Genomic DNA, 15,976 nt, shown 5'->3' on the forward strand with positions numbered 1-15,976 from the left:
TGTGTCATTCCGCCTGGCGGCGCTAACCTGTGCTTTTTTGCTGCCGATAGGTATTTTTCTGGGACGCTGGTTAGCGAGTGCCCGCTTTCGCGGTAAAGGCCTTTGCGAGGCGCTGGTGGCGCTGCCGCTGGTGTTGCCGCCCACCGTATTGGGGTTTTATCTGCTGCAAAGTTTTGGCCGCGAGGCGCCGTTCGGCCAGCTGTGGATGTCGCTCACCGGGGGCGGTCTCAATTTTACCTTCAGCGGTATCCTGCTGGCCTCCTTGGTTGCCAACCTGCCCTTTGCCGTGCAGCCGATTCAGCGTGCGTTTGAGAACATCCCCCATAACTTGCGAGAAGCAGCGTGGTGCAGCGGGCTAAGCCCGTGGCAAACGCTGCTGCGCATTGAACTGCCGCTGGTATGGCCGGGTATCCTGTCCGCTGCCGCATTGACCTTCGCCCATACCCTGGGCGAGTTCGGCGTCATCTTGATGGTCGGTGGGGCGATAGACGGCGAAACCCGAACACTGGCGATCGCCATATATGACCGGGTACAGGCCTTTGACGAGCAGGGGGCGGCTCTGATGGCGGCGTTGCTGTTGGTGGTGTCATTTACCACCCTGGGCGTCGTCTATGGCTTGGCGGGTCGCCGGAGGTGGGCGCGTGGCTAGGTTGATAGTGAGCGCGGAACAAAGTGGGCCGATTCCACTCAATGCCGAGTTCAGCTGCTTGCCCGGCGAGCTGTTGGCGCTGGTGGGGCCGTCTGGGAGTGGTAAAACCACCTTGCTGCGTGCCATTGCCGGGCTGTATCGCCCCCAGCAGGGCCTTATTGAGTGTGCCGGACAAACCTGGTTTGACTCGCGGGGTAAGCGCTCGCTATCGCCCCAGCAACGCCGGGTCGGCATGGTGTTTCAGGATTATGCCCTTTTTCCTCATTTGACTGCCCTGGCCAATATTGCGCTGGCACTGCGGCATTTGCCGCCCGCCAGGCGCCGCCCTCAGGCGGAACAATGGCTTGAAACGGTGCGCTTGAAAGGTCTCGAAAGCCGCTATCCCAACGAGCTCTCCGGCGGCCAGCGTCAGCGTGTAGCCCTGGCGCGTGCGCTGGCTCGCGAGCCTCAGGTGCTGCTGCTCGACGAGCCGTTTTCGGCGGTGGACCAGGTAACCCGGCGACGACTACAGCGTGAACTGGCCAGGCTTCGCCAGCAAATCTCGATACCCATCGTATTGGTCACCCACGACCTGGAAGAAGCCGCCGCGCTGGCGGATCAAGTCTGTGTGCTGCATAACGGTCGCAGTCTGCAACAAGCTTCGCCTGAAATCCTCTTCAGAACGCCTGCCTCGCCCAGCGTCGCAAGGCTGCTGGATCGGCATAACGTCTTTGCAGGGCAGGTGGTCGAGGTCGGTGGAGAGCGCCGTTTGCGCTGGGGCAACGCTCAACTGGACGTTGCCTCGGGGCTTGACGCGCTTCCTATCAATGAGCGTGTGGCGTGGTACCTGCCACCCTCGGATATCGTGCTCCATCGTCGCGACCGACCGTCGCTTGGCGAGCGGGAAAATCCGATTGCCGCGACGGTCGATGAGCTTGTCGTGTTAGGCGGCATGACCTCGGTCGCATTGCGCGTTCAACATGGCGATATGCTACGTTTCGATATTGCCACCCATGCGGCACGACGTAATCAACTGACCCCCGGCGCCGCAGTGCACGTATCACTGTTGGCGGGAGGGATTCATCTGATGCCAGGATACGGCGTTGATAGCGCCCGATAAGACAAGGAAAACACCATGACCATGAACCGCCGGTCGCTGCTCAAAGCCTCCATCATATTACCGCTGTCGCTATGGCTACCCGGGACGTCATTGTGGGCGCAAGCGACGCCAGACGACGCTGAAACCTTGTCGTTGGCGATTCACACCCCGCAAGGCCCGCATCGCCTGGATGTCGAGCTGGCCGATACATTGGCTGAACGTCAGCGAGGGTTGATGCAGCGAGACCATCTCCCCGAAAAGCGCGGCATGCTGTTTGTCTTTGACAGCGAACGGTCAGCCGGGAATGGGTTCTGGATGTACCGTACCTTGATCCCGCTGGACATTGCTTTCATCGACGATGCAGGGCACATCGTCGCCATTGACACCATGCAACCCTGCGAATCGTCGTCACCGAGTGACTGCCCCTCGTATGCCCCCGGCGCCGCCTATCATGCGGCGCTTGAAGTCAACGCTGGCTACTTTGCCGAACGGGGAATTGGCGTGGGTGACTGTGTATCCGTCTCCGCCCTGGCCGGCTTTTGCCAACCGGAAGATTAAGCCGGACGAGAGCGAGGGGTGATATTGAGCACAATCAGGGCAATGCCTGCGATCACCAGACCGCCGCCCAGCAGTTTATGCACGCCAAGGCTGTCGCCCAGCAAGAGCGCACCCAGGCCGACCGCCAATACCGGTACGAGGAGTGTCATGGGCACCACACGGTTGACCGGGTGGCGGCGTAACAGCGCGTACCAGATCCCGTAAGCGATGATGGATGACATCACGGCGGTGTAAATCATCGCCCCCCAGCCCAACCAGCTCGCCTGCTGAATTGCCTGCCACTGGCCGCTCTCAAACAGCCATGAAGCCAGGGCCACCTGCGGCACCGCAAACAGCGCGACCCAGCCCGCCAACGCCAGCGGCGCAATGGGCGGCCCGCGTTTAATTAACAACTGCGATACCGCCCAGCCCATGGCGCTGCACAATAGAACTGCCAATGGCAGTGGGGTCGGCAAGGTGGGGCCACCTGCCAGCACAATGATGCCAGCAAACGACAGCAACAGCCCCGCAATACGTTTTGGCCCAAGTTTTTCCTTGAGAAATATCACGGCCAGTAGCGTGGCAAAGGGTGTCCCCATCTGCACCAGAAGCGCTCCGGTGCTTGCCTCTGCCTGCTCCAGGCCAATGAACAACAGAGCAAAATGCAGACTGCCGAATGTCGTCGACAACAGCATCAAAAAAGGCAGTTGCGCCCGTGCCACCGGGTAAAAGGGCACCAATAATGCCGCGACCAGCATAAAGCGCAGCGTGGTCAGCAGCAGAGGGGGAAGCTCTGTCACGCCGACCTTGATGACGATGATGTTCAACGCCCAGATAGTGATGACAAAGAGGCCGAGCAGCAGGTCGCGTAGGGGCACGTTGATGTCCGTTGATAGATGGCAAAGGCAATCATTATATCAGCTTGGTAGACTGCCCAAATGATAGTGCCGTAAGTCGCTGCATTTTCTTCATCTTATGCTGCCAACAACGACCAGGGCGACCTTGGATGTCTTCCTTTTACTAGTGAAGTGCATACAATGAAGCGGGGTGCCGCCAACGGCAGGCGGCCGTTGAACACACCACCATAAAAACCGATAAAAAAGGATCTGTTATGACGCTGACACGCTCAATGGCTTGCATGTCTACCGGCCTGGCCGGTGCAATGTTGTTGTCTCTATCGCTTTCCGCACAGGCGCGTGAGCTTTCGGTTTCCACCGTATTGTCTGACGCTTTTCCGTGGGGGCAGGCGGCCGAAAAGTGGGCAGAACTGGTCGAGGAACGTAGCGACGGTGAACTGACGATGCGGGTGTATCCCAACTCACAGTTGGTATCCGGCGACCAGACCCGCGAATTCTCGGCCATGCGTTCAGGGCTGATTGACGCCGCCGTCGGCTCGACTATCAACTGGTCACCGCAGGTGCCCGAACTCAACCTTTTCTCGTTGCCGTTTTTCATTCCTGACGAGGCCGCTGTGGATGCGGTCACCGGTGGTGAGGCCGGAGAAATGGTGTTTGAAGCGATCGAGTCCCGGGGAGTTATTCCGCTGGCCTGGGGGGAAAATGGCTTTCGCCAGGTGTCTAATTCGCAAGGCCCCATCAGTGAACCGAGTGACTTGGACGGTTTGAAAATCCGCGTAGTAGGCTCGCCGCTGTTCCAGGATACGTTCTCCGCGCTGGATGCCGACCCGACACAAATGAGCTGGACCGATGCTCAGCCAGCGCTGACCACCGGTGCGGTTGACGGCCAGGAAAACCCGCTCTCGGTATTTGATGTGGCGCGCATTGACCAGGTCGGTCAGGAGCATCTGACGCTCTGGAACTACATGAACGACCCACTGATTTTTGCCGTCAACCAGCAGGTCTGGCAATCATTGAGTGAAGCACAGCAAACGATGCTGCGTGAAACCGCGGTTGAAGCGGGCGAGTGGGAAATCGCCATGACCCGAGAACAGGAAAGCGAGCGGCTTGAGGCCATTAAAGAACGCGGCGTGACGGTAACCGAACTAACCGATGCGCAGTACCAGGCCTTTGTCGACGCAACACAGTCCGTCTACGAAGAGTGGACCCCGCGTATCGGCGAGGACCTTGTAGAGGCCGCACAAGCCGCTATCGACGCACGCTAATCATCCCTGATGTTCTGTCTCCCAGTCGTCAAGGCTGGGAGTTTTCGTTGTGAGGCTGCCATGAAAGGCTTTCCTGATGCGCGCCCTGAGCGTTGGCTGGGCGCGCTGGCATTGATCATTATTGCATTGATTAGCCTGGGCAATGTGATCACGCGCTATTTAACCGGCGGGTCGTTTTCCTTCACCGAGGAGTTTTCGGTGTTCCTGCTGGTCGTGCTGACCTTCGCCGGGGCGTCGGTAGCGCTGCGACGTAACCGTCATATCCGAATCAGCTTCCTGGAACGCGCACTGCCGTTTAAGTACCGCCGTGCGTTGATTCTGTTTCAAGCGCTATGCGGTGCCATTGTACTGGGCTTGATCACTTGGTATGGCGGCAAGCTTGCCTGGCAGGAATACCAGTGGGAGTCGCTTTCGCCTGGGCTTGGCCTGCCGCAGTGGTGGTATATCGTCTGGCTGCCGGTGCTTTCCGCGGCCATGCTGTGGCGTTTGCTGGAGCAAACCCGTGACCGTTTGAACGGGAGGTTCGGCGATGACGCCTGACGTGTGGATGATTCTGGCGTTTGCAGGATTGCTGATCGCGGGCGTTCCGGTGGCGTTTTCGCTAGCGCTTTCGGGCGCGGTGGGGATCCTTATCGGGCTGTCGCCGGATATGCTGGCAACACTTGGTACCAACACCTACAACAGTATTGCCAAATACCCGCTCATCGCCATTCCGCTGTTTATACTAACCGGGCTGATTTTCGAGCGTGCCGGTGTCGCGCTGCGCCTGGTGCGCTTTGCCCAGGCGTTGATTGGCCCGCGCCACGGGGGGTTGGCGCTGGTCGCGGTGCTGGTGTGCATGATTATGGGGGGCATGAGCGGTTCTGGCCCCGCAGACGCGGCAGCCGTTGCCATGGTGATGTTGCCGAGCATGACCAAGGCAGGCTATCCAAAGCCGTTTTCCGCCACATTGATTGCGGCCTCGGCCTCCACCGCGATTCTCATCCCGCCCTCCGTCGCGCTGATTCTCTACTCCATTGTTGTGCCGGGTGTTGATCTGCGGGCCTTGTTTGCCGCCGGGTTGTTTCCGGGTGTGCTCGCGGGTTTGGCGCTGTTGCTACCGGCACTCTTGGTGTCCAGACGCTATGGCTGGGAAGGCGGGGCAATGACGGAGGGTGCTGAGCAGTTGAGTGTACGGGACACCTTCCGGCAGGCATTGCCCGCCTTATTCGCACCGGTGCTGATTCTTGGCGGGCTGCGCTCCGGGCTCTTTACCCCGACAGAAGCGGCGGTGGTGGCGGTGGCCTATGGCGCCGTCGTCGGGCTTTTTCTTACCCGCGAGCTGTCATGGCGGGACCTGTGGGAACTGTTTGGCGAAGCGGCCATTATCTCGGGCGTGGTGATGCTGATTATTGCCCTGGCGGGTATTTTTGCCTGGGCCGGCACCATGCTGGGTACATTTCGGCATCTGGCGGAATGGATTATTGGGTTGACCGATAACGGCGTTCTGCTGCTGATTCTGGTGATGCTGGCCGTCCTGGTGGCGGGAATGCTGCTGGATGCGATCTCGATTTATCTGATCATGATGCCGATCCTGATTCCGGTCATGCAGCACTTTGAATGGAACCCCGTGTGGTTCGGCATACTGCTGGCCATGAACATTGCCATCGGGCAGTTTACACCGCCGGTGGCCGTGAACTTGATGGTCACGACGGAGGTGGCCAAAATCCGCCTGGAGCAGACCCTGGGCTGGGCCTTGTTGTTCGTGGTGGCCATGGGCTGTGCATTGGCATTGGTGGCCATATTCCCGAGCATTGCGCTGTGGCTACCCCGTGTGCTGGGCTATAACGTTGATTGATATCGATTGGCCTATGCCAAAGCGGAATGACGGTTAACGCTCCCTAAACGGTGAAGATCGCTACACTGGGTTTACAGGTTGGTAAACGAAGTTTGCTGGTTTGATGTATCTGATTTCGCCAACGAGGTTTTTTTTCGCTAAAGTAGTGAAAGCCGACAGAAGCTGTCGATGCTGATAACAGATTGTCTTGAAAACGTTTTGGATCCTTAAGCCTGCATGATTAGCGCGCAGGTGGGGCGAACGTACAATGCTCATAACATCAAGATAAATTGCTCATAACATCAAGATAAAGAGGTGTGTTCATGAAACGCCATGCATTTTCCACCGCTGCCTTTTCAGGCACGTTACTCGCTGCTACTGCCTTTGCTTCTCCCGCAATGGCACAGGAAGACGAACAATTCATTACCATCGGTACCGGTGGCCAGACCGGGGTTTATTACGTCGTCGGCCAGTCCGTCTGTCGCCTGGTCAACCGCGGCAGCGACGAGCACAACATCCGTTGTAACGCGCCATCGACCGGTGGCTCGGTGGCCAATATTAACGGCATCAAATCCGGCGAGCTGGATATGGGGGTTGCCCAGTCCGACGTTCAGTTCCAAGCCTATAACGGTACCGGGAATTTCGAGGGGGATGCGTTTGAGGATCTGCGTGCCGTCTTCCGTATTCATGGTGAGCCGTTGACGCTGCTGGCCCGCGCGGACTCGGGTATCGAAACGCTGGATGATCTCGAAGGCAAGCGCGTTAATATCGGCAACCCGGGCTCAGGTCAGCGCAACACCATGGAAGTGGTGATGGATGCCAAGGGCTGGGACGAAGACACCTTCTCCCTGGTCTCCGAGCTGGACGCCGCCGAGCAGGCTGCTGCACTGTCTGACAACAACATCGATGCCATGGTGTATGTGGTCGGTCACCCGAACGGTTCCATTCAGGAAGCCACCACCACGGTGGATTCACACCTGATCCCGATGAACGACGACGATATTCAGGGCATTGTTGACGAATATCCCTACTACTCCACGTCTGTGATTCCCGGCGGTCTGTATAAAAACAACCCTGATGACGTAGAGACCTTCGGTGTGGCGGCGACGTTCGTGACCTCAGCGGATGCCGATGACGATGTGGTCTACGAAACTGTTAAAGCAGTATTCGACGACTTCGACCGCTTCAAGCGTCTACACCCTGCCTTCGAAAATCTGGATGCCCAGGACATGGTGACGCAAGGCCTGTCTGCACCTCTGCATGACGGTGCCAAGCGCTACTACGTCGAGCAGGGCTGGATCGAAGAGTAAGGTTATCGGTACTGGGTGTTAATCACCGATTGAAAGATGCGCGCGGTCTCTCACGGGGCCGCGCGCTGTGTTTGGAATGTCGCCTTGATTGATCCAGGGCTTCTTATTGGCATTCCTCATTGTCATCCAAATTTTTGCAGGGCATGCATATGACAACGGATAACACCAAGACCGGTGGGTCAAATGTTGATCTTGAAGATCTGGTGGCCTCTACGGACTCCGGGTCTCGTAAACCGGCCGGAATGCCTGGCAAGCTGCTGGTAGGGATTGCGGCGGTGTGGTCACTTTTTCAACTGTGGATCGCGTCGCCATTGCCTTACATCTTCGGCTTCGGGGTGTTTAACGCGACGCAATCCCGTTCGATTCATTTGGCCTTTGCGCTGTTCTTGGCGTACATGGCATATCCTGCGCTCAAGCGGTCGCCCCGCGATCGTATTCCACTGCAAGACTGGGTGCTGGCGGCGGTGGCCGCATTTTGCGGTGCCTACATGTTCATCTTTTACGAAGGCTTGTCGGAGCGTCCTGGTGCTCCGCTGCTGACCGATGTCGTCGTCGGTGTGGCGGGGATTTTGCTGTTGCTGGAAGCGACACGACGTGCGCTCGGGCCGCCACTGATGATTGTTGCCTCCGTGTTTTTGTTCTATTCGCTGGCCGGGCCCTGGATGCCGGGCATGCTTGCCCATGGTGGCGTGAGTCTTTATGGACTGGTTAATCATCAATGGCTAACTACCCAAGGGGTATTCGGTATAGCGCTGGGGGTGTCCACCAGCTTTGTCTTCCTGTTCGTATTGTTTGGTGCGCTGCTGGATAAAGCAGGCGCTGGTAACTACTTCATTAAAGTCGCGTTTTCGTTGCTTGGGCACTACAAGGGCGGCCCGGCCAAGGCGGCGGTGGTGGCGTCGGGCATGACCGGCTTGATTTCGGGCTCTTCGATTGCCAATACGGTGACCACCGGCACCTTTACCATTCCCATGATGAAGCGCGTGGGCTTTTCCTCGGAGAAGGCCGGTGCCGTCGAAGTCGCCTCCTCTGTCAATGGTCAAATCATGCCGCCGGTCATGGGGGCTGCCGCGTTTCTGATGGTCGAATACGTGGGCATTTCGTATGTAGAAGTCATCAAGCACGCATTTCTGCCCGCGTTGATATCCTATATTGCGCTGATTTATATCGTCCACCTGGAAGCCCTGAAAGCCAATATGCAGGGGCTTGAAAGCAGCAACCCGCCCAAGCCGCTCGTTCGCAAGGTGACGGGCTTTCTGGCTGGCCTGTTGCTGATGATGGTCACGGCACTTGCGGTATATTACGGCCTGGGCTGGTTGCAGCCCCTGCTGGGCCCGGCGGCCCCCTGGGTGATTGGTTTAGTGCTCGCGGCGGTTTATGTCGCATTGCTCAAACTGGCTTCGGGCTACCCTGAACTGGAAGTCGATGATCCCAATGAGCCAGTGGTCAAGCTACCGCAAACCCGCCCTACGGTGCTGGTGGGGCTGCAATACATTCTGCCCGTGATCGTATTGGTATGGTGTTTGATGGTAGAGCGCCTGTCCCCCGGGCTTTCAGCCTTTTGGGCCACGGTGTTCATGATCTTTATCATGCTGACTCAGCGTCCGATTACCGCGTATTTTCGTGGCCGTAGCGATATTGCCTCCGACCTGCGTGAAGGCGCTATTGACCTGTGGAACGGACTGGTGACCGGTGCCCGTAACATGATTGGTATCGGCATTGCGACGGCGACGGCGGGTATCATTGTCGGTGCGGTTTCCCAGACAGGGGTCGGACTGGTGTTGGCCGATGTGGTCGAAACCCTGGCAATGGGCAACCTGTTGCTGATTTTGCTGTTTACCGCGGTACTCAGTTTGATCCTCGGCATGGGGCTGCCGACCACTGCCAACTACATTGTGGTATCGGCCCTGTTGGCGCCAGTCATTATTCAATTGGGGGCTCAGAATGGCCTGCTGGTACCACTGATTGCCGTGCACCTTTTTGTGTTTTATTTCGGCATCATGGCGGACGTTACGCCACCGGTGGGGCTTGCCTCGTTTGCGGCAGCTGCCGTGTCAGGAGGCGACCCGATTCGCACTGGTTTCCAGGCGTTTTATTACAGCCTGCGTACGGCGGCACTCCCCTTCCTGTTCATCTTCAACACCGACCTGCTATTGATTGACGTGACACCGCTGCAAGGGATATTGATCTTTGTGGTGGCGACCGTGGCGATGCTGATTTTTGCTGCCGCCACTCAAGGCTTCATGATTACGCGTAACCGCTGGTATGAGTCGGTCCTGTTGCTCGTGGTGGCCTTTGCACTTTTCCGTCCAGGCTTTTTCATGGACATGATTCACGATCCATATCGGTCTACCGAGCCCACCGAGTTTGTTGAAACCCTGGGTAACGTCGATGAGGGATCGTCGCTAAGAGTCCAGATTAGTGGCCTGGATGATTATGGTGATCCCATGACGACCTATATTCTGGTGCCTGTGCCGGAGGGTGATAGTGGACAGGAGCGCCTGGATAATCTGGGGCTGATGCTGCTGACAGAAAACGATGAAGCTATCGTCGATATGGTGACCTATGGCAGTGATGCGGCAGACCTGGGCTTTGATTTCGATCAGGAAATCGTCGAAGTACTGGCACCGGTGGACCGCTGGACAAAAGAGTGGATCTGGATACCCGCTCTCGGCGTGTTCGCCCTGATCGTCATGCTACAGCGCCGTCGGCGGGACCCCGATGGTCGCACTACCAAGGCTAATGCCGCGTGAGGAGGGGCTGTCATGTACCACAAAATTTTACTGCCCGTTGATCTCAATGAAGAAAGTTCATGGAGCAAGGCGTTGCCCACGGCCATCGAGCTGTGCCAGACGTTTGACGCGTCGCTACACGTGGTGACGGTGCTGCCGGACTTTAAGATGCCCATGGTGGGGGCCTATTTTCCTAAAGACTTCTCCAAGAAGGCGCATGAGGCCGTCAAGGACGCGCAACATGCGTTTATAGAGCAGCACGTGCCTGAGACAATCAATACCCAAAGCGTGATTGTCGATGGCTCACCATGGGAGGCGATCATCAAGGTCGCTAAACAGCTGGATATCGACCTGATCGTCATGGCCTCGCATACCAAGCGCAAGTTTGTCGATTACGTACTTGGGCCTAACGCCGAGCATGTGGTACACCATGCCAAGATGTCGGTCATGATTGTCCGCTAGTTGCCCGAAGGGGATATCGCAGTGAAGGCGTTTTTATTGAGAGCCGTCCTGCTGGCGTTCAGCATTCCGCTGGCGGGGGTTGCGTCCACGTCAGTTGAAAGCCATGCGCCGACAGGTCCGGTGATTCTGAAAGTTGTGGGTGATATTGCCCACACAAATGTCGATGACGAAGCGCATTTTGATCGCAAGATGCTGGAGCAACTGCCGCAGCATGATTTTGCCACGACCACGCCCTGGACCGACAGCCGGCATCATTATGAAGGCCCGCTGATGCGCGACTTGCTGGCGCACTTGGGCGTGGAGGAGGGCAACGTCAATGTACTGGCGCTGAATGGCTACGAGGCTGAAATTCCGGTCAGTGATTTTTATGACTACGATGTCATTCTGGCACTCAAACGCGATGGTGAGGCGATTCCAGTCCGAGAATACGGCCCGCTTTGGGTCCTGTATCCCTTTGATCAGGATGACGCCCTGCTGAGTGAGAAAATGCGTTTTCGAGCTGTCTGGCAGGTGATGCTCATTAATGTCCTCTAGCGCTCCCTCGACGCATTATCCTCGATTACTGCGCTATCCATGGCGCTTCAAGCTGGTTGCCATGGCCGCGGTGGTGCTGTTTGCGGCAGCCCTGGTCGTGGCGACAATCGCCGCCTGGCGGCAAGATAACCTGACCCAAACCCTGCGTGAAGACACCTCCTGGGTGGTTTATAAACTGGACCGTGATGCGGTCCAGTTGCTCAACCAGCTACTCAACGCGACCCGGGGGCCAATAGCACCGAGTGCTCAGGATGAGTTGGAACTGAGGTTTGAGCTGCTCTATAGTCGCCTCAACTTGCTCAATGAAGGGGAGGTCAGCGAGTTGCTCAACCGCATTGAGCCTGCACGCCAGCTGCTCAATGACATCCAGCAGCAGCTAGACACTCTCGACCCGATGTTCGAACCGCACGAAGATCTCGAACAGATGCCGATCACCGCACTGGAAACCGAACTGCAAGCACTGACGCGGCTCACCGAACGGCTGGTGATCACGATCAATGGCTTTCTGGCAGAGTCCGCCACTGAAGAGCGCGCCCAGCTTAGCCTGCTTTACAAGCTGTTGATGAGCCTGATTATGGCGATGAGCCTGGCGGCATTGCTGGTGGTGGTCTTTCTGGTAAGGGAAATGCGTGAGAGCGCTGCAGCCCGGCGAGACCAGGAAACGCTTAGCCGCCAATTGGAAGTCACTGCCGAGCAGGCCCAGGCAGCCAATCAAGCGAAATCCGATTTCCTTGCCATGGTTAGCCATGAAATTCGCACGCCGCTCAATGGCGTTATCGGCATGAGCGAACTGTTGCGCGAGCCCGCCAATCGGGTACAGGTTGAAGATTACGCCAACACAATTTACGACAGCGCCAATCAGTTACTGGCGATGATCAATGAAATTTTGGACTTTTCCAAAATCGAGGCTGGTCATCTTCGCCTTGAGACGGCACCTACTGCGGTCAAGCCGCTGGTCGAAAGCGTCGTGGCATTGTTCAAGCCAAGGGCCGAAGCTAAAGGGCTGATGCTCACTATCGATGTGGATGAGCGGGTGCCTGCCTGGGTAATGGTGGATGCTGGTCGTTTACGGCAAATTTTGCTCAACCTGCTGGCCAATGCGATCAAGTTTACCGATGACGGAGTGGTCTCTGTGCGGGTCTCTGCCACGGCTGATCATTTATTCTTCGATGTCATCGATACGGGCTGTGGCCTGAGCGATGTACAACAACAGCGTCTTTTCGAACCTTTTCAACAGGCCGATGCATCGGTCGCCCGGCGGTTTGGCGGCACTGGTCTGGGGCTTGCCATTTGCAAACGGTTAAGTCATGCCATGGATGGGCAATTGCGTGTTGATAGTCAGCCGGGTGAGGGCAGTACCTTCCGCTGCCAACTACCCCTGGAGGAAACGACGCCCCACCAGCGTCCGGAGTTGCCATCGCCGTCGACCCAGCACCATTTCCCTGATACGTCACTACTACTGGTGGAAGACAACGCTATCAACCGCAAGGTCGCCATTGAGTTGCTGGCGCGCTTGGGCTGCGATGTGGTCTGTGCAGAAAGTGGTCATGATGCACTGGACATGGTAGCGGCTCAGCGTTTCCACCTGATTTTCATGGATATTCAACTCCCCGACATGGATGGCCTGGCTGTCACCCGAAAGCTACGCGCGCAGGGGGGGTGGCTGGTCGAGGTGCCCATCGTGGCCATGACCGCCGGTGGTGTTGAGGATGACCGGCAGCGTTGCCTGGATGCGGGCATGAACGACTACATCACCAAGCCGCTGTCAACGAGTGCGTTGAGCAACGTTCTCGCGTTTCAGCTGGGTGAGTCCGGTGCCGCTCCCGTTCAGCCCCAGGCGTCGTCAGGCGGCGATAGCCTGCTCAACGGCGACACCCTGGGCAGCCTTGTCCAAACCCTCGATGAAAGCCATCTGCGTGAGCTGATTGCCCTGTACCACCGGCAGGTTGAGGATTATCTGGCGCAATTTACGACTTACCTCGGGTTTGAGACGTTGTCTGATGAGCACGCCGGACAGGTCGCTCGTCTGGCCCACCAACTGCGCGGTGAAGCGCTGAGTATCGGGGCTCAGCAGGTAGCGCAGCATGCCAAGCAACTCGAGATGCTGGTCGTCAAGCGGCCTGCTCCCGGCGAGTTGCATCAAGCCTTGAGTGCGCTGCGTCAAACCGCAGCACGTACGCATTTGGCGTTGGAGAAATGGCAGCGTGACGACTTCTCTCTCTAACCATGGCACGGTGGTCGTCGCCAGCCGATCGGCAAATGCCGAGCAGGCTGTACAAGTATTGGCCGAGGGCCTCAGCCATGCCGATCTTGGCGGCGTTATTTTTTTCTGTAGTGCCGAATATGATCTGGAGCGACTATCGGCTGCGCTGGTCCATGCGTTTCCGGCGGTACCAGTCAGTGGCTGCACCACAGCAGGTGAGATTACCCCCGAGGGGTATGATCGCGGCAGTATTGTCGCGATTGGCTTTGATCATCGGGTATTCGCCATGGAAACGTCGCTGGTCAATGACCTGGACCGCTTCGCGTTGAGCGACGCCCAGCCGCTGGTCGATGACCTGATCGAGCGCTGTCGCCGTCGAGCGTTGGCACCGGTGAACGAGCATAGTTTTGCGCTGACCTTGCTGGACGGACTATCAAGCCGCGAGGAACAGGTGCTGGCGACGCTGGACGCGGCCCTGGGGCGCATACCCAGTTTCGGCGGTTCCGCCGGTGACGATAACCACCTTGCCAATACCCATGTGTATGCCAACGGGCGCTTCCACAGCCGTGCTGCCGTGGTTGTGATGATCAATACGTGCCTACCGTTTGAAGTATTCTCTACCCACCACCTATTGCCGCTGAGTCATAAGCTGGTCGTGACCGAAGCTGACCGTGAACGCCGCCGCGTGGTGGAACTTAACGGCCTTCCTGCGGCCAGTGTCTACGCCGATTTGGTAGGCGTCTCGCTTGATGCCCTCGTCCCCGAGGTGTTTGCACGGCATCCTCTTGCGGTGCAACTTGGGGGGCAGCATTTCGTGCGCTCGATTCAGCGCGTGAATGACGACGGTAGCCTAAACTTTTACTGTGCAGTGGAAAACGGCATTGTACTGACGGCAATGCAGCCCGCCCCGTTGCTGGATGATCTCAATCGCATGCTTGACGGGGTAACGGCACGATTGGGGCCGCCATCGCTGATGATTGGCTGCGACTGCTTTTTACGCCGCATGGAGCTGGAAGCCGTCGATCATCTCGAGCAGGCCTCGGCGCTGCTGCGTCGATCGCGGGTGGTGGGATTTAACACCTACGGTGAGCAGCACCACGGTATGCATGTCAATCAAACCTTTACAGGAGTGGCGCTTGGCACTCTTCCAACTCTCGACGGGTGATGACACGACACTCAGCCCCGAGGCCTTACGCGAAGAAAATCGCCGTCTGCGCAAAGTGTGTCAGGCGCTCATGAGCCGTGTGGAATCGGGCAGTGGTGCCGATGGTGCCCCGTACGCGGCTTTCGAGCGCTCTGTCCTGCTGGCCGAACAGGTCAAGGAACGTACCGATGCGCTGCACCGTGCTCTGGACGAGCTGGGGGAGGCCAACGCGCATTTGCAGGCGGCAAAAGCCGACGCTGACGCCGCCAACCTGTCAAAAACCAAGTTTCTCGCGGCCGTCAGTCACGACCTGCTGCAACCGCTTAACGCTGCCAGGCTGTTTGTCAGTGCCTTGGAATCTCATTCCTTGCCCGAGGCATCGACGACGCTGGTCGGCCATGTGGGGCGTTCATTGAAAGATGTTGAAGGACTGCTGGGCACCCTGGTGGATATTTCGCGCCTGGATGCCGGGGTGCTGCACGCCGACAAGGCACCCTTTGCGGTCAGCACTCTGCTGGATGCCTTGGCAGAGGAGTACCGTCAGGTGGCAGCAGTGCGTGGCTTGAGTCTGCATTACGTGCCGTCGCATGTCATGGTGGAGTCAGACCTGGCGTTGCTGGCAAGGGTGGTCCGTAATTTCTTGAGCAACGCCGTGCGCTATACCGAGCACGGCCACGTGCTATTGGGTTGCCGCCGCCGCCCCGAGGGCGTCGAAATCATGGTCGGTGATACCGGCCCGGGGATTGCTGAACAGCAGCGCGAGGCGATCTTCCTTGAGTTTCAGCGCGCCCCGGACGCTCAGCGCCATCATAGCCGAGGGCTGGGTCTCGGCTTAGCGATCGTCGACCGTATCAGTACCATGCTGGATCAACCGGTAACGCTAGCCTCTCGGTCTGGGCATGGATCACTGTTTTCGATCACCGTGCCTTATGCATCTTCCCGTGTCGCCTTGTCTCAAACGAGTCCCGAGCAGGGAGGTGCTCTGGGAGACGATGATCCAGGGTCTCCGCTTGCTGAATGCGTGGTGTGGGTCATCGATGACGATGAGGCGATTATCGACGGCATGCAGGCGCTGCTGGGGGGCTGGGGCTGCCGGGTCAGGGCGGCGGCCACGGCCAGTGCTCTTGAAGCCACCAGTGACGGCGAGACCCCTGACGTCTTGCTGGTCGATTATCATCTTGGCGATCACCGGGAAACAGGCCTGGCACTGGCGGCGCGCCTGCGCCGTCGCTATCCAGGCTTGGCGGTGGTGGTGATTACCGCCAACCATGATGCGCAACTCAGCCGTTCCGCCCGCGAGGCGGGCATGCACTGCTTGTTGAAGCCGTTAAAGCCGATGCGCCTGAGGATGCTGCTGGTCAGCCTGTTAACCAAACGGGAGAGGTAAGG

General features: G+C 57.9%; 14 protein-coding genes. 13 read left to right on the forward strand and 1 reads right to left on the reverse strand.

Annotated features, from left to right (window positions below):
* Position 1: 1 nt before the first annotated feature.
* Genes modB through QC816_RS00685 form a run of 3 tightly spaced genes read left to right on the forward strand, consistent with a single transcriptional unit; the run spans position 2 to position 2,285 of the window.
* Positions 2-649 carry a molybdate ABC transporter permease subunit gene (gene modB, locus QC816_RS00675; RefSeq protein ID WP_233337278.1) on the forward strand — a complete coding sequence of 216 codons (648 nt, stop codon included), beginning with the start codon at positions 2-4 and terminating at the stop codon, positions 647-649.
* Complete coding sequence (locus QC816_RS00680) at positions 642-1,748, forward strand: ABC transporter ATP-binding protein (protein WP_233337277.1); 1,107 nt, start codon at positions 642-644, stop codon at positions 1,746-1,748. The genes modB and QC816_RS00680 overlap by 8 nt, the downstream gene beginning before the upstream one ends.
* 15 nt (positions 1,749-1,763) lie before the next feature.
* Positions 1,764-2,285: a DUF192 domain-containing protein gene (locus QC816_RS00685; RefSeq protein WP_309780559.1), complete on the forward strand. Its 522-nt coding sequence runs from the start codon at positions 1,764-1,766 to the stop codon at positions 2,283-2,285.
* Here QC816_RS00685 and QC816_RS00690 read toward each other — a convergent pair.
* Positions 2,282-3,142, reverse strand: a complete 861-nt coding sequence (locus QC816_RS00690; protein WP_309780560.1) for a DMT family transporter — start codon at positions 3,140-3,142, stop codon at positions 2,282-2,284. The two genes, QC816_RS00685 and QC816_RS00690, sit on opposite strands and share 4 nt — an antisense overlap.
* Before the next feature lie 233 nt (positions 3,143-3,375).
* On the opposite strand from QC816_RS00690, the gene QC816_RS00695 reads away from it, so the two are divergent.
* From QC816_RS00695 to QC816_RS00740, 10 genes are all read left to right on the forward strand, one after another.
* Positions 3,376-4,386: a DctP family TRAP transporter solute-binding subunit gene (locus QC816_RS00695; RefSeq protein ID WP_085917131.1), complete on the forward strand. Its 1,011-nt coding sequence runs from the start codon at positions 3,376-3,378 to the stop codon at positions 4,384-4,386.
* Positions 4,387-4,446: 60 nt separating this feature from the next.
* Positions 4,447-4,926 carry a TRAP transporter small permease gene (locus QC816_RS00700; protein WP_085917132.1) on the forward strand — a complete coding sequence of 160 codons (480 nt, stop codon included), beginning with the start codon at positions 4,447-4,449 and terminating at the stop codon, positions 4,924-4,926.
* Positions 4,916-6,223: a TRAP transporter large permease gene (locus QC816_RS00705; protein WP_309780561.1), complete on the forward strand. Its 1,308-nt coding sequence runs from the start codon at positions 4,916-4,918 to the stop codon at positions 6,221-6,223. The genes QC816_RS00700 and QC816_RS00705 overlap by 11 nt, the downstream gene beginning before the upstream one ends.
* A gap of 302 nt (positions 6,224-6,525) precedes the next feature.
* Positions 6,526-7,512: a TAXI family TRAP transporter solute-binding subunit gene (locus tag QC816_RS00710; RefSeq protein ID WP_309780562.1), complete on the forward strand. Its 987-nt coding sequence runs from the start codon at positions 6,526-6,528 to the stop codon at positions 7,510-7,512.
* A gap of 149 nt (positions 7,513-7,661) precedes the next feature.
* A complete protein-coding gene (locus QC816_RS00715) occupies positions 7,662-10,265 on the forward strand; it encodes a TRAP transporter permease (RefSeq protein ID WP_309780563.1) in 2,604 nt (867 codons plus the stop codon).
* A 12-nt stretch (positions 10,266-10,277) separates the two neighbouring features.
* Positions 10,278-10,706: a universal stress protein gene (locus QC816_RS00720; protein ID WP_085917136.1), complete on the forward strand. Its 429-nt coding sequence runs from the start codon at positions 10,278-10,280 to the stop codon at positions 10,704-10,706.
* 15 nt (positions 10,707-10,721) lie between these two features.
* Positions 10,722-11,240, forward strand: coding sequence for a putative pterin-binding protein (locus tag QC816_RS00725; protein ID WP_422823726.1), 519 nt, complete (start codon positions 10,722-10,724; stop codon positions 11,238-11,240).
* A complete protein-coding gene (locus QC816_RS00730) occupies positions 11,230-13,464 on the forward strand; it encodes a hybrid sensor histidine kinase/response regulator (protein ID WP_309780565.1) in 2,235 nt (744 codons plus the stop codon). Before QC816_RS00725 ends, QC816_RS00730 begins: the two co-directional genes overlap by 11 nt.
* Positions 13,445-14,608, forward strand: coding sequence for a nitric oxide-sensing protein NosP (nosP, locus tag QC816_RS00735; RefSeq protein WP_309780566.1), 1,164 nt, complete (start codon positions 13,445-13,447; stop codon positions 14,606-14,608). The genes QC816_RS00730 and nosP overlap by 20 nt, the downstream gene beginning before the upstream one ends.
* Complete coding sequence (locus QC816_RS00740; RefSeq protein ID WP_309780567.1) at positions 14,580-15,974, forward strand: ATP-binding response regulator; 1,395 nt, start codon at positions 14,580-14,582, stop codon at positions 15,972-15,974. The genes nosP and QC816_RS00740 overlap by 29 nt, the downstream gene beginning before the upstream one ends.
* Positions 15,975-15,976 lie beyond the last annotated feature (2 nt).

This window comes from Vreelandella janggokensis, from assembly GCF_031451615.1.
Taxonomy (GTDB): Bacteria; Pseudomonadota; Gammaproteobacteria; order Pseudomonadales; family Halomonadaceae; genus Vreelandella; species Vreelandella janggokensis.

Bases quoted from the DNA above. Each gene is read 5' to 3' on its own strand.
- QC816_RS00685 (WP_309780559.1), top strand. From the start codon at position 1,764: ATGACCATGAACCGCCGGTCGCTGCTCAAAGCCTCCATCATATTACCG.
- QC816_RS00695 (WP_085917131.1), top strand. From the start codon at position 3,376: ATGACGCTGACACGCTCAATGGCTTGCATGTCTACCGGCCTGGCCGGT.
- QC816_RS00700 (WP_085917132.1), top strand. From the start codon at position 4,447: ATGAAAGGCTTTCCTGATGCGCGCCCTGAGCGTTGGCTGGGCGCGCTG.
- QC816_RS00705 (WP_309780561.1), top strand. From the start codon at position 4,916: ATGACGCCTGACGTGTGGATGATTCTGGCGTTTGCAGGATTGCTGATC.
- QC816_RS00710 (WP_309780562.1), top strand. From the start codon at position 6,526: ATGAAACGCCATGCATTTTCCACCGCTGCCTTTTCAGGCACGTTACTC.
- QC816_RS00715 (WP_309780563.1), top strand. From the start codon at position 7,662: ATGACAACGGATAACACCAAGACCGGTGGGTCAAATGTTGATCTTGAA.
- QC816_RS00720 (WP_085917136.1), top strand. From the start codon at position 10,278: ATGTACCACAAAATTTTACTGCCCGTTGATCTCAATGAAGAAAGTTCA.
- QC816_RS00730 (WP_309780565.1), top strand. From the start codon at position 11,230: ATGTCCTCTAGCGCTCCCTCGACGCATTATCCTCGATTACTGCGCTAT.